Origin of the sequence: Methanosarcina hadiensis (assembly GCF_046529725.1) — an archaeon.
GTDB lineage: Archaea > Halobacteriota > Methanosarcinia > Methanosarcinales > Methanosarcinaceae > Methanosarcina > Methanosarcina hadiensis.
Genome location: NZ_CP136241.1, coordinates 2,890,961 through 2,905,734, shown reverse-complemented (window position 1 = coordinate 2,905,734; position 14,774 = coordinate 2,890,961). Strand labels below are relative to the sequence as shown.

General features: G+C 37.4%; 12 protein-coding genes. 11 read left to right on the top strand and 1 reads right to left on the bottom strand.

All coding sequences use genetic code 11. The features are described from left to right. The first annotated feature begins 91 nt into the window (after nt 1-91). From RSJ42_RS12385 to RSJ42_RS12335, 11 genes are all read left to right on the top strand, one after another. Entirely contained in the window at nt 92-1,399 is a 1,308-nt protein-coding gene (locus RSJ42_RS12385) for a mannose-1-phosphate guanylyltransferase/mannose-6-phosphate isomerase (protein ID WP_410507591.1), read from the top strand. 105 nt (nt 1,400-1,504) lie between these two features. Beyond that, nucleotides 1,505-2,515 (top strand): sugar phosphate nucleotidyltransferase, encoded by a 1,011-nt coding sequence (locus tag RSJ42_RS12380; RefSeq protein ID WP_410507590.1) that lies wholly within the window; start codon nt 1,505-1,507, stop codon nt 2,513-2,515. An 11-nt stretch (nt 2,516-2,526) separates the two neighbouring features. Further along, nucleotides 2,527-3,447, top strand: a complete 921-nt coding sequence (locus tag RSJ42_RS12375) for a UDP-glucuronic acid decarboxylase family protein (protein ID WP_410507589.1) — start codon at nt 2,527-2,529, stop codon at nt 3,445-3,447. 166 nt (nt 3,448-3,613) lie between these two features. Further along, complete coding sequence (locus RSJ42_RS12370; protein ID WP_410507588.1) at nt 3,614-4,747, top strand: glycosyltransferase family 4 protein; 1,134 nt, start codon at nt 3,614-3,616, stop codon at nt 4,745-4,747. A gap of 230 nt (nt 4,748-4,977) precedes the next feature. Continuing rightward, a complete protein-coding gene (gene rfbC, locus RSJ42_RS12365) occupies nt 4,978-5,529 on the top strand; it encodes a dTDP-4-dehydrorhamnose 3,5-epimerase (RefSeq protein WP_410507587.1) in 552 nt (183 codons plus the stop codon). Nucleotides 5,530-5,609: 80 nt separating this feature from the next. Next, nucleotides 5,610-6,566: a dTDP-glucose 4,6-dehydratase gene (gene rfbB, locus RSJ42_RS12360; RefSeq protein WP_410507586.1), complete on the top strand. Its 957-nt coding sequence runs from the start codon at nt 5,610-5,612 to the stop codon at nt 6,564-6,566. Then, on the top strand, nt 6,539-7,348 hold the full coding sequence (gene rfbD / locus RSJ42_RS12355; RefSeq protein WP_410507585.1) for a dTDP-4-dehydrorhamnose reductase: 810 nt from the start codon (nt 6,539-6,541) through the stop codon (nt 7,346-7,348). The genes rfbB and rfbD overlap by 28 nt, the downstream gene beginning before the upstream one ends. Further along, on the top strand, nt 7,345-8,055 hold the full coding sequence (locus RSJ42_RS12350) for a sugar phosphate nucleotidyltransferase (RefSeq protein ID WP_410507584.1): 711 nt from the start codon (nt 7,345-7,347) through the stop codon (nt 8,053-8,055). Before rfbD ends, RSJ42_RS12350 begins: the two co-directional genes overlap by 4 nt. Before the next feature lie 586 nt (nt 8,056-8,641). Beyond that, nucleotides 8,642-10,096, top strand: a complete 1,455-nt coding sequence (locus RSJ42_RS12345) for a flippase (RefSeq protein ID WP_410507583.1) — start codon at nt 8,642-8,644, stop codon at nt 10,094-10,096. Between the two features lie 339 nt (nt 10,097-10,435). Next, nucleotides 10,436-11,659 (top strand): glycosyltransferase family 4 protein, encoded by a 1,224-nt coding sequence (locus tag RSJ42_RS12340; RefSeq protein ID WP_410507582.1) that lies wholly within the window; start codon nt 10,436-10,438, stop codon nt 11,657-11,659. A gap of 742 nt (nt 11,660-12,401) precedes the next feature. Beyond that, nucleotides 12,402-13,421, top strand: a complete 1,020-nt coding sequence (locus RSJ42_RS12335; protein WP_410507581.1) for a glycosyltransferase family 2 protein — start codon at nt 12,402-12,404, stop codon at nt 13,419-13,421. A gap of 68 nt (nt 13,422-13,489) precedes the next feature. Here the strand turns inward: RSJ42_RS12335 and RSJ42_RS12330 are convergent, their stop codons facing one another. Next, nucleotides 13,490-14,548: a glycosyltransferase family 4 protein gene (locus RSJ42_RS12330; RefSeq protein ID WP_410507580.1), complete on the bottom strand. Its 1,059-nt coding sequence runs from the start codon at nt 14,546-14,548 to the stop codon at nt 13,490-13,492. Nucleotides 14,549-14,774 lie beyond the last annotated feature (226 nt).

Below are 14,774 nucleotides of genomic sequence, written 5' to 3'. Positions count from 1 at the left end.
AATCTTATCAATATCTAAAGGAGATGACAGGATTAAGTCGATAATTCTTGCAGGCGGCTCAGGGACGAGACTCTGGCCCCTCAGCCGGGAAATGTATCCCAAGCAGTTTTTAAAATTCGGGGAAACTTCACTTTTTCAGGAGACTGTAATCCGGTGCCTTGAGGTTTCGGATATTTCTGAGATTTTTGTAGTAACCAATGAAGCCCAGAAGTTTTTCGTTATTGGACAGATCAAAGAGATCGGGTATTCCATTCCTCCTGAAAATGTTCTGATCGAGCCTGAAGGTAAGAATACGCTTCCTGCTATTTTCTTTGGAATGAAAGAAATTGAAGAAAAATTCGGGAATTCGATCGTAGGAGTGTTTTCCTCAGACCATGTGCTCGATAGGGCTGCAATGGTAACGATTTCTTCAGCTGAGAAGCTGGCTTCGGATTATCTGGTTACTTTCGGGGTTGTCCCTGCGTTCCCACACACGGGATACGGCTACATTAAATCGGCAGAAGCCTGTGAGCCAGGTTACAGAGTATCGGAATTCCGGGAAAAGCCTGATTTTGAAACCGCAAAGAAATACATTGTGGAAGGCTGTCTCTGGAACAGCGGGATGTTCATCTTTGAGACAGGGCTCTTCTTTGAAGAAGTCAGAAAGCATGCACCTTCGGTTTCTGCCTGTTTTGAAAAAGGGGAAGATATTAATGACATTTATGCGTGTGTGGATAATATCTCCATCGACTACGGTATTATGGAGAAATCCGACAAAGTTGCGGTTGTAAAGCTGGATCAAAAATGGAGTGACCTTGGAAACTTTGCAGCAATTTATGACGAGCTGGAAAAGGATTCCGTAGGGAACGTGATCCATGAATGTGACCCAATGCTTCTTAATTCGGACGGGAATCTGGTATATTCAAGATGCGGTAAAATTGTCTCCCTGATTGATGTTAAGGACATGGTTGTTGTTGACACGAGCGATGCCCTGTTAATATGTCCCAAGTCCAGCAGTCAGAAAGTAAAAGAAATAGTCTCAGAGCTCAAAGGCAGGAATGATGAAAGGGCCTTTGTCGGGCAAACAGTCTACAGGCCATGGGGTTCGTATACCTTGCTTGATGCTTCTCAGGGGCATAAAATAAAAAATATCACCGTGCTCTCCGAACATAAGTTAAGCCTTCAATTGCATTACCACAGGAGTGAGCACTGGGTGGTTGTAAAAGGCATGGCATGTGTTGAGGTAGATGGAAAGCAGTTTTTCCTGAGACCCGGAGAAAGCACATATATCAGAGCCGGGCAAAAGCACAGGCTGTCAAACCCAGGAAAGGTCCCGCTCGAGATCATCGAAGTGCAGCTTGGAGAGCTTGTGGACGAAGAAGATATTGTCAGATTTGATGATGTGTATGGTAGAAGATGAAGCTGGCTGTTTACGTTATGTCAGTATTCTTCCGGGCTAAATCTTCTTAATTTATTTATTTATTTATACTATCTGGATACATTTCATAGATTGAGTGATGATTGCATGAAAGTTATCATACCTGCAGCAGGAGCTGGAAAACGTTTATTTCCCCATACTCATACTAAACCGAAGCCAATGGTTTACATTGCCGGAAAACCTATCATAGGCCATATCCTTGACAGAATGATTGACCTTAATCCCGAAGAGATTATCCTTGTGATAGGATACCATAAAGAACAGATAATTTCGTATATTGACAGGTATTACAAAGATAAGTTCAAAATCCGTTATGTGGATCAGGAAGAGAGGCTTGGGCTCGGGCATTCTGTTTATGTTACTAAGGAACATTCAATTGGTTCCGAAATCATGATCGCTCTCGGAGACATGATTTTCAAGTCAGGATACCTTGATTTCTATAAGTTCCACATTGAAAACGGGAAATGTTCAGGCTCTATCGGAGTTCGGGAAGTTGAAGAGCCACGAAAGTACGGAATAGTTGAACTGGAACCTTCGTCTTCTTATATTCAAAGGCTTGAGGAAAAGCCTGAGAATCCCAGATCAAACCTTGGGATTGCTGGCGTATATTTTGTGAAGGATACTGTTCTACTTTTTGAAGTGCTGGACTGGATGCTCCAAAATAACATTCAAAATAGAGGTGAGTACCAGCTGACAGACGCCCTGCAGGAAATGATCCGGAGAGGAAGCAAGCTCAAAACCTTTGAAGTATCCAGCTGGTATGACTGCGGACATGCCAAGTCTCTGCTTGAAACCAATCGCGTGTTGCTTGAAGAAAAACAAATTGGGCGCGTTTCTGATAGTGTATGCGATTCTGTGATCATCCAGCCTGTGGACATTGGTGAAAATGTTAAAATTGTTAACTCGGTAATTGGTCCCTATACTTCAATTGCTGAAGATACGACAATTGAAAACTCGATTATTTCAAACAGTGTCATTGGTTCAAGGACTCATATTTCAAACCTGAACCTTGAGTCTTCGATTGTAGGCGATGATGCAAACCTGATTGGAAAACAAAATTCTCTGAATATCGGAGACTGTTCATCGATCGAATTTTAAGAGGTCTTTACATGAGATCAATCGTAACCGGCGGAGCAGGGTTTTTGGGTTCACATCTGTGCGACCTTTTACTTGAAAAAGGCCACGAAGTAATCTGCATAGATAACCTGTTAACAGGCAACCAGAGAAACCTTGAACATATATCATCCGATCAATTTACATACATCAAACATGATGTTACAAAACCGATCTACTTTGGTGACAAAATCCATTATATTTTTCATCTTGCAAGCCCTGCATCTCCAATTGACTACCTTGAACTGCCCATCCAGACCCTGAAAGTAGGTGCCCTTGGAACTTACAATATGCTGGGGCTTGCAAAACAGCAGAATGCACGGTTCCTGCTTGCTTCTACTTCAGAAGTCTATGGTGATCCGTTAGTAAATCCCCAATCCGAGACTTACTGGGGCAACGTCAATCCCATAGGCCCAAGGGGTGTTTATGATGAGGCAAAACGATATGCTGAAGCGATCACAATGGCTTACCACCGTTATCATGGGGTTGACACAAGGATTGTCCGCATTTTCAATACTTATGGTCCCAGAATGCGTGCTAATGATGGACGTGTAGTTCCTAACTTCATTTCCCAGGCCCTTAACGGGAGAGATATTACTGTCTACGGAGACGGCTCTCAGACTCGTTCATTCTGTTATGTATCAGATTTGATAGATGGAATTTACAGGTTAATAATGTCTGACTGTACTGATCCTGTTAATATAGGAAATCCGGCAGAGATGAGTGTCCTGGATTTTGCGAAGGTAATTATTGAGATTACCGGAAGTAAATCAAAAATTATTCATGAAGATCTTCCAGTAGATGATCCAAAAGTGAGAAGGCCTGACATTAGCAAAGCTAAGGAATTGCTCGGATGGGAACCGAAGGTTGAATTAAAAGAGGGACTGAGGCAAACAATTGAGTATTTTATGCAATAATTCCGGTAATTTGTTTCGGTAATTATTCGATAATTCCAGTAATTTGTTTCGATATTATTCAGTAATTCCAGTGATCTGCTTCGGTATTATGCAATAACTCCAGTTCTCTGCTTCGGTAATTATTCCCAAAGTAAAATGAATGTTCACGGTTTAGCGAGGTTCTCTGATGAGAATAGGGATAGTAGTACCTTATTTCACACCTTATATTAATGGAAATGAATATGGGCTAGCTAAAAGCCTTTCTTTCCTGGGCCACAAAGTTACCATTATCACATCCACCGCCAAAGCTCCCCGCGAGAAAAAGGTGGTTAATTCTAAAAATTCAGGTGCGAGTTCAGATCTGAGCTTTTCTGTTAATTACCTCCCTACTTTATTGGATTTTGCTGACAATCCGGTTGTTTCAGGAAGAGCTGGCTTATTTAAAGATTATGATGTTCTGATGCTTCAGGAGGATTATCCTTACATCTGCCATAAGGTGTACAGGATAGCTAAAAAATATGGAATTCCTATGATTCTATCCTCTGAAAGAACTTATTACCCTGATAATCAGGTAAAACTCTATGCATTAAAGGCTCTTGACGCTACTATTAATAAGAGCCTCCGGAATGGTGTGGACGTATTGACTGCCCACTGTACGGCTGCAAAAAATTTTATGTCTGCTGAATTAGGGGTAAAAAGGGGAATAAGAGTGGTAAATGTAGGGGTGGATTCTGAGGTTTTCAAGCCTTTATTGTCTGCTAACAGGTATCTGAGAAAAGGGGATTTCAAGATACTTACTGTTGCCCGTTTGCATGAATACAAAGGGCTGGAGCATTTATTAAAGGCTATGAAGAAAGTGGCGAAACAGATTCCTGAGGCTCATTTATACATCCTCGGAAAAGGTCCGGAGGAACAGAACCTCAAAACGCTGAAAGAATATCTGGATCTCAAAAGCCACGTAACGTTTGTTTCGGAGTCTATTCCAAACTACAAAATGCCTGAGTTGTATGCCGAATGTGATATCTATGTGCAGCCCAGCATTATCGAGCCTTACGGAATTGCTGTCCTTGAGGCAATGGCATGTGGAAAGCCAGTGGTGGGAACAAAAGTCGGAGGCATGATGGATACAATTAAGGACGGAGAGTGTGGGTTTCTGGTGGATCCCGGGAGTCCTGGCCAGCTAGCTGAAAAAATAATGCTGTTAGGGAATAAGTCTTTATGTGAAGATTTTGGAAAGGCTGCAAGAAAAAGGGTACAGGATAAGTTCGATTGGCTTAAAATTGCTTATGAATATCAAAAAATCCTGGATAAATTGGTATAGTGCTATTCATAAGGTCCTGGATAATCTGATGCGGTGCTATTTATATTGTCTGTCGTAAACATTACGCTTAATCTCAATAACAGGCCCAGAGAGTAATTTCTTAGATGATATTTGATAGGTTCTCTCTGTTTCAAGCGTGATTATCGGACTATTGAAGTGCAATCAGGAGAACTTATGAATGAGGGGTATTGCCAGATTTAACGGTTCATAATGCGGCAGGCGGGAAACATATGAAACTAATAAATACTGAAATAAACGACCTTTTCATAATCGAACCTGATGTTTTCGGAGATGACAGAGGTTATTTTTTTGAGAGCTACAATAAAATGAAACTGGACCCTCTTACTGGAAAGAAATACGTTTTTGTTCAGGATAATGAGTCAAAGTCGTCTTACGGAGTGATTCGCGGGCTGCACTATCAACTGGCTCCTTTCAGCCAGGCGAAACTTGTCAGGGTCTTACAGGGGAAGGTTTACGATGTTGCTGTGGATTTAAGGAGAAACTCCCCTACTTTCGGCAACTGGGTTGGGGTTGAACTTTCAGGTGAAAACAAAAAACAGTTTCTTATTCCAAAGGGTTTTGCACATGGATTTTCCGTAATCAGTGAAACAGCCGTTTTTGCATATAAGTGCGATGAATACTATCATCCTGAATCTGAGGCAGGAATTATTTATAACGACCCTTCGCTGAACATTGATTGGAAAATAAAGGAGTGCGATATAAAAGTTTCTTCTAAAGATGGGCTGCTCCCAAAATTTGAAAAAGCCAGGATGAATTTTTAATGCACAAATTTTTATGTTAAAACAGTTTATGTATTATTATAGTGTTTTTGTTGTAATGTATTTTTGCAGAGGTGACTGAATTGAGACTGCTGGTAACAGGGGGCTGCGGATTCATAGGCAGCAATTTCATCCGTTATATGCTGGAAAAATACCCGCATTACAGGATTATAAACCTTGATAAACTGACCTATGCCGGGAACCCGGCTAACCTTAAAGATGTTGAGAATAACCCTAATTATTCTTTTGTCAAAGGGGATATCTGCGATCCTGTCACCGTAAATGAAGTAATGAAAAAAGCAGATCAGGTGGTTCATTTCGCAGCCGAAAGCCATGTTGACCGTTCAATCGAAGACGGATCGGTTTTTGTAAAGACAAATGTGCTTGGTACGAACACTCTTCTCCAGAGTGCGCTTGCAAATAACATCAAAAAATTCGTTCATGTTTCAACCGATGAAGTATATGGCAGTATAAAAAAAGGATCTTTTACCGAAAAAGATAACCTGAACCCTTCAAGCCCTTATTCTTCAAGCAAGGCAGGCTCGGATCTCCTCGCAATGTCTTACTATACGACTTACGGGCTGCCTGTTTGTATTACCAGATGTACAAATAACTTCGGTCCTTACCAGTACCCAGAAAAACTAATTCCTTTTTTTATCAGCAGGTTAATGGAAGGAAAGAAAGTCCCTGTTTACGGGACAGGTATGAACATCCGGGACTGGATCTATGTGGAGGACCACTGCTCTGCAGTAGATTTTGTCCTGCTCAATGGAATCAGCGGAGAAATCTATAACATCGATGGTGGGAATGAACTTACGAACCTGGAAATTACTCATCGGCTCTTGAAAATGCTTGGTAAAGACGAATCCTTAATAGAGTATGTTGAAGACAGGAAAGGCCACGACTTCCGTTACTCCCTTGACGGCAGTAAACTGGAGAAAATGGGCTGGAAGCCAAAGTATGATTTTAACACTGCCCTTGAGCAGACAGTCAGATGGTATGTTGAGAACCGATGGTGGTGGGAGCCATTAAAACATTGATTATAGGTTCTAACGGAATGCTCGGGTCTGACCTCTGCAGAGTCTTTCCTGATGCTGTCAAGCTAACCCATAAAGATCTTGATATTACAAACAGAGAGCAGGTTATTGAATCCATTCTAAAAATAAAGCCTTCTGTTGTAATAAATGCCGCTGCTTATACTGATGTTGATGGTTGTGAGGATAACCGGGAACTGGCATTTAAAGTCAATGGTTACGGTCCCGGGCATATTGCCGAAGCCTGCAGTAAAGTAAGGGCGACGCTTGTACACTTCAGTACCGATTATGTATTCGACGGGTTCAGGAACGAGTACGTGGAGTCTGACACTCCATATCCTATTAACGTATATGGTCTGTCAAAACTCCTTGGAGAACAGAGTATTGCAGAAAATTCCGGTGACTATAGGATTATCAGGGTTTCCTGGCTTTTTGGCACCCACGGGCGAAATTTCGTGGAGACAATGCTAAAATTATCTTCCGAAATGGGTACCGTTAAGGTGGTAAATGATCAGTTTGGGAAGCCTACCTATACAGTGGACCTTGCAAATAAGATTAAGGATATTCTTGAACTTGAATCCGGGATATATCATATAACAAACGATGGCGTTTGCTCCTGGTATGAGTTTGCATCTGCAGTTATAGATAATGCTGTGCCATGTACAAGTGATGAATTCCCAAGGAAAGCAAAACGCCCAAAGTACTCAGTCCTTGTAAACACTAAGACCGGACCAATGAGGCACTGGAAAGAAGCACTCAAAGCTTACATGAAGGAGAGAAATGAATGAAAGGCGTGATACTTGCAGGCGGTACGGGCAGCAGGCTTTATCCTCTGACCAAAGTTACAAACAAACATCTTTTGCCAGTTTATGACAAGCCAATGATATTTTACCCCATCCAGACACTGATCAATGCAGGAATTAAAGAGATAATGATCGTATCCGGCAGAGGCCATGCAGGGCATTTTCTTGAACTGCTCGGGTCAGGTGCAGACCTTGGAGTTAAGTTTACTTACGAGATTCAGGAAGAGGCCGGGGGAATCGCACAGGCACTGGGCCTTGCTGAGAGTTTTGCTGATGAGGAGGATGTGGCTGTAATTCTTGGTGACAATATTTTCCAGGATAACGTTAAGCAGGATATCTCTAATTTTGAAGGCGGTGCCAAAATCTTCCTTAAGGAAGTCCCGGATGCCTACAGGTTTGGAGTTGCAACGCTGAAAGGCGACAAGGTAATCGGAATTGTGGAAAAGCCCAGGGAACCTAAAAGTAATTTTGCAGTAACAGGCCTCTACATCTATAACAATAATGTGTTTAAAGTAATTAAAACCTTAAAGCCTTCTGCTCGAGGCGAACTTGAGATTACAGATGTGAATAATTATTTTGTTAACAATGGAACTATGCAATACCGTATTCTGGAAGGTTTCTGGAGTGATGCGGGGACTTTTGAAAGTTTGTTGAGAGCAGGAAATTTAGTAAAGGATCAAAAGTCAAAATAAGGAGAGGATTTGAATCTCTCTATGACTCTTAATTCTTTTGCTTTCTTATATTGCTAGCGAATAACACTATTGAGAATATAATATGCATTGGATTTTCTTACTCCGTTAAAATTGAATTAGAAGTTTGAAGTAAGCTTAACAAATCCATATCTCAAAAATTAGTTATTGATTTGAAAATTTCACTTTCCATTCGGATTTTTTTCCATACAATCCACTCTGTTGATCTATCATTGGAATCTTAATCTATTGGACATATGTATAGACTTTAGTTCGTAAGCGCTATAAGAGTTTTAAATGTAAAATATGCTTATTATGAATTCTACTCCGGCTTCTCGCATCAGGAGATATATTAATGAGGTCTTCATGTATGTGATTTACGGGAAGATAAGATTCTATGGAGTTCCATAGAACATTGTCGATTTCACGGAAAGATATAAATCTATATTTATAATTTCAAGGTATATTAGTTTCAGATAGCTTGATAAGAGATTCAGAAAACACTAATCTTAAAAAATACTGTAAAATCTAGTGTGCATTATTGTAAAGATTACTATGAATTTAAAACTTATTCTAGGAGCAATTTTAGTTGAGTGAAGTTCGAAAAATTGCAAAAAATTCATTCCTTTTACTATTTGGCAGAATAATAAGTATTGTGTTAGGATTTGCTTATACGATATATATCGCCAGATATCTCGGCGCTGAAGGATATGGAATACTTAGTTTTGCATTGGCTTTTTCTGGAATCTTTGGGATATTTACTGACTTAGGACTTAGCACATTAACTACGAGAGAAGTTGCAAGAAATAAAGCTTTAGCAGTTAAATATCTGGAAAATATTTCTCTTATAGAAATAATCCTAGCTGGATTTACATTCCTATTAATTTCTTTATCTCTTAATATAATGAAATATCCCGAGCAAACAGTTATAATTGTTTATATAGTCTCTGCCTCTATAATATTAAATTCTTTTATTAAGTTGCTCAACTCCATCTTTCAAGCATTTGAAAAAATGGAATACGAGTCAATAGGAATAATTCTGCAGAGTGTAATCATGATAGTAGGTGTTATCTTTGCCATAAAAGGCAATTTAACAGTATTGAGTTTCGCAGGAGTTTATTTATTGTCAAGCGGAATCACTTTAGGATATACTTTTTTTGTTTATATATGGAAGTTTGGAGTTTTTAAATTTGAAGTTGACTGGAATTTCTGGAAAAATACAATAAGAGACGCTTTACCTTTTGGGATAACAGGAGTCTTTGTAACTATTTTTTACTGGATTGATACTGTTATGCTATCTTTTATGAAAGGAGACGAAATAGTCGGTTTGTATAATGTATCATATAGGTTGATTATGACATTATTGATTGTTCCGTCAATAATCAACGTAACAATATTTCCTGCAATGTCAAAATTTTCAGTCTCATCCAATAACTCTCTAAATTTTGTTTTCAGAAAGTATTTTAAATATATGTATATCATAGGAGTTCCACTCTGTGTAGGTACAGTTTTGCTAGCAGACGAAATAATCCAATTACTTTATGGAGCTGGGTACCGGGACTCGTCAATCGCTCTCCAGATCCTTATCTGGTCTACATTATTTATTTTTATGGGCAGTCCTTTCTACAGATTGTTAGAAGCTTCTAATAAACAGTTGATAACAACAAAAGTAACAGGAATTTGTATGCTGGAAAATATTATCTTAAATCTAATTATAATTCCCAAATACAGTTACATTGGAGCAAGTGCTACTACGGTAGTAACCGAGCTTACATCTTTGCTTTTGGGGATAGTTATTTGTTCAAAGATTGGGTATAGTATCTCAAAAAATGATTTACTGGACTTAATAAAGGTAATTGCTGCAAGTCTTTCAATGGGTTTTATGATTATTCATTTTAAGGAGTCCAATTTGTTTGTCTTAGTAGCGTTCTCAATTTTGTTTTATTTTATTGTTTTATATTTATTTAGGGGATTTGATACTGAAGACCAGGTATTGTTTAAAGACCTGATTAGCGCAAAAACTATTCAGAGATATATTAAATAATATTATTGGAACATTAATTTGTCAAGCCAGCCTTTTATTTGCGATAAATGATTTATTATCTCCTGCGATGAATATACAAGTTATGTTCAGTTACACAACATCTACTAAAAAGTATAAATTCGGGCTGTGATCATATTGATATTATTTTACAGATAAATTAAAGCAAAATCTTTTGCTTTAATTGTTGCCTTTACAGAATATTTCTCTCAGTTTTTTTGGTTTTAATCTTTGAGAGTATAATTTAATAGTCTAAAGTCTCTTAACTCTAAATATAAATTAAGGCTTCTGGCAGTTTTATACTTGTTCCACAGTTGATAACTTAAAAAAGGAGAATTAGTAGTGAAAATAACTTTTGTACTTCCATTTATTAGCATTGGAGGAGGAGTAAGGGTTGTATTTGAATATTCAAATAGATTGATTAAAAGTGGCCACGATGTAAGGATTGTGTATCCAATTGTTCCACCTCTTTTACATTCAAAGTCATCAGTAAAATTAGCTAAATACAAATTTGTAGAGAGCCTAAGGAATTTAAAAAGGAATAATGAGATTAAATGGTTCGATTTAAGTACTCCTTTGATAAAGCTTTTTTCTCTTAATCCTAAGTATGTAAAATTTAGTGAACTAATCTTTCCTGACTCAGATGTTGTTATTGCGACCTCCTGGGAAACCGCTTATTTCGTAAATTCCCTTTCCCCTAAGAAAGGCGAAAAATTTTATTTTGTCCAGCATTATGAGATATGGGATATCTGGAATAACTTAAACTGTTGGGAAGAAGTAATGAAAAATGTAACCGATGAGACTAATCTTCCAATAATGATGTCTTATTTGAATCCTGAGGACCCTTATCTCAAAAAAATAAAAGCATCCGTGGACAATACCTATCTATTACCGCTCAAGAAAATAACCATATCTTCTTGGCTTGAAGAACTTTTAAAACAGAGGTTTAAACAAGAAATTTATGGGAAAATAACTAATGGTGTAAACTTTGACTTATTTCGATGTTTTCAAAGAAAAGACTGGAGTTCTGGCAAAAAGATTATATTAATGCCTTATCGTGGAGAGCGATGGAAAGGCGATCTAGATGGAATGATTGCTTTAGAAAATATTAAGAAAAACTATAGTAATGTGGAAATATGGCTTTACGGGATGAGAAAACCAAGTAGAGTTCCTGATTGGGTAACTTTTTTTGAAGGCTTAAGTGATAAAAAACTAGCAGAACTTTATTGTTTATCCCATATTTTAGTGATTCCAAGCTGGGTAGAGGGATGCCAGCTCCCTCCAATGGAAGGAATGGCTTCCAAGTGCGCTGTTGTTGCTACAAATGTAGGAGGCGTTCCTGATTATGCAATCTCTAATGAAACAGCTATAGTAGTTCCTCCACATGATCCTAAGAAGCTTGAAGAAGGTATCACATATTTGCTCGATGACTGGGAACGAACTAAAGTAATAGCAGAAAGTGGATATGAACATATAAGGCAATTTACATGGGATAGAGCTACAAAAGAATTCTACGAGGCTTTGCTCAGAGGCTTTCGTGAAACAGAAACAGATATCTTGAAATAAAGTCTGAATTTTTGAGTGACAGTTTTGTCTCAATATTTTTTTGTTCTAAATATTTACCTTAAGAAAACTGGAGAGAATCAGTTTGGCGAACAAAATTGATTTATACTGTGAAGGCGATTGCTGGCATCCAAATGCGTGGAATAAAACTCCTTATGAACTTGCTGTTACATTGAAGAAATTGAGGTTGCTTAATAATACATATGATGTCAATCCTTTAAAAATGAAAGTGTGATGACCCATTATTTTTGTACTACCTTATATTCGCATTAATAAGAAAGGCCTTTATTCTTTAAGGTAATCCATTCACCCCAATCACTCTAAAAAGTCTTAAAAAAAGCATTAGAGTTATATAATTCAAACTCAAAGCCATATTCAATAATAACAATTGGACATTTAACTATATTTGATAAAACTCCTTACATTACTCTTCAGGATCTCGATATAAATATGGTCATAAAGTGGAGAGATAAGAAAAAACAACTTATATGTTTGACAGAATCCCGGCGCCCACGCTTAAAAAATGTCAACTAACTAATTTAAAATAAAAATTTTTGTATATATGAAAATCTCTTGTTATATGTTGGAGTAACTCTAATATCAGAAGAATTATTCAAAAGCAGTAGTAAAATAATTCTCTAAATAAGCAACTATCTGTAGGCCTGATAATATTGAAGTTTTTTGTATTTTCTTTGAAATAATTCATAAATAACTAGAGTAAGTAGAATACTAATAAGGAATAACAATGGCTTCCAAAGTCGCAATTATAATCCTCAACTGGAACGGTTGGGAAGACACAATAGAGTGTCTGGAGTCGGTTTATCAGATTGGGTATCCAAATTATTATACTATTGTTGTGGATAACGGCTCAAAAGATGAATCTATCAAAAAAATAAAAGACTATGCGGCTGGAAAAATTCCTGTAGAATCAAGCTTTGTTAAATATAATCCTGATAATAAACCCTTAAATTTAATCGAATATTATCGGGAAGAGCTCAAATCTAATGAGAGAGCAAAGAAAGATCTTGAGAATTCCCTTATCGAAAAAAATTTAATTTTGATTAAAAACAATGAGAACTACGGATTTGCTGAAGGAAACAATATTGCAATAAATTATGCACTCGAATTTTTGAAACCTGACTATATTCTTTTACTCAATAATGATACCATTGTAGACTCAAGTTTTCTGAATGAATTAGTTGAAATTGCAGAAAACGACCCTGACATTGGAATTCTGGGTCCGACTATTTATGACTACCATCCTCACTTTCGCGTTCAGTCGGCAGGCCTGAAAATCCTCTGGAATGAGGGAAATACTATCGACTCCGCATTTGTGAGTGATTTACCCGTATCTACGCAGGAAGTTGATGCTGTAACAGGCTGTGCTCTGTTAATAAAAAGCGAACTGTTAAACAAGATTGGCCTGTTAAATAAAAAGTATTTTGCTTACTTTGAAGATGTAGAGTGGTGCATACGTGCTCGAAAAGCCTTCTACAAAATCGTATATGTTCCGAAGGGGAAAGTCTGGCATAAGGGAGGAGCTACAAGCAAAAAGATTACGGGATTTGCCCTGTACCTGCATACAAGAAACAGGTTCTGGTTCATGAAACAGTATGCTTCAAGCAAACAATACATAATATTCCTTGCTTATTTCTTTGGTTTTAAGCTCTTTACTTTTGTGGGTTGGGCTTTATTGCATAGAAATAAGCCATTGATTATCCCTTTTCTAAAAGGAGTTAGAGATGGACTGCTAACCAGAGGATAAGAAATGCATAAAACTTAATTTTGTGTCTTTTGGTTGGAATTTCGAAAATTCGGTTTTTATATGGGATTTTAATTTATCATCTCATATACCTGGCGTGTCTCTTCGGCAGATTTTTCCCAGTTAAATAATTGTGCCCTTTTGAGACCTTTATTTATCATCTCTTTTCTGAGGTTTTCATCTGTTAAAAGGTCATACATAGCCTCTGCAAATTCATTAACATCATAGGGATCTATAGTAATAGCAGAATCTCCTACTACCTCAGGTAAAGAAGTTAAGTTGGAAGTTATTACAGGTGTTCCACAGGCCATAGCCTCTAAAGGTGGTAATCCGAATCCCTCGTATAGTGAAGGAAACACAAACAGATCCGCAGCATTATAGTATTTTGTTAGATCGCCCTCGGAAACGTATCCTACAAAAACAACTTCTTTCTGTATGTCAAGTACTTCTATTAACTTGAGAAGCTTTTCACGAGCTCCTGGCACCTGTGGGGTACCCACTTTAAGGAGTTTTATCTCGGGAAGTTTCTTTTTCAGCACGCTAATAGCTTCCAGTATAAAAGGAACATTTTTCCTTGGCTGTTCTGAACCAACATATAAAATTACTTTTTCAGTATCTGATATGCCTAATTTTTTTACAATTCCTCTGTTTCTTTTTACATAGTAATTATTATGGTCTACTGCGTTTGGAATAACAGTTATTTGATCTTCAGAGTATCCAACATATTTAATAATTTCATTTTTAGAGTATTCTGAAACCGTGATTATTCTATCTGCTTTTTTCAATCCCCTCATATTAAGTTTCCATGTTGGCAACCTGTTATTATCATATACCCATGGGATAAGGTCATGACAGGTGACGATTGTTCTTTCTAATTTTACCAGTTTCAGAATATAAGCCAGGTCTTGACTTGTTATATGCTTTATATTGTTTTTCTTCACGTGTTTTTTTACAATATAAGGATAAACAAGATATTTTACAGCATTGTTAATTTCTTTATTCTTTGAAACCTTTGGATACTCTATCGGATTCAGTTTTATATCTTTTATTCTTTCATTTATTTCCTTCTGATACTTTGACATCCCGAATATTTCGTCTGTCTTCGGGCCATTTATGTAATCAATTTCCATGTTTTAATTCCCCAAAACCTAGGAACTATCACAGTTTTCTCTTCTAGCTAAATCATACCCGGTTTAATTCAGTAGTTTTTACACCGTCTTCCTATAGTCGCCTTTTTATTCCTTATTTAGCTTTATTACTATAATAAATAAGATGAATAATTTTTCCAGTTAAATAATGAATTTAAGGGCTCACTGGTCAATTATAACCTTACTCAGTCAAATTTTATATCGATTT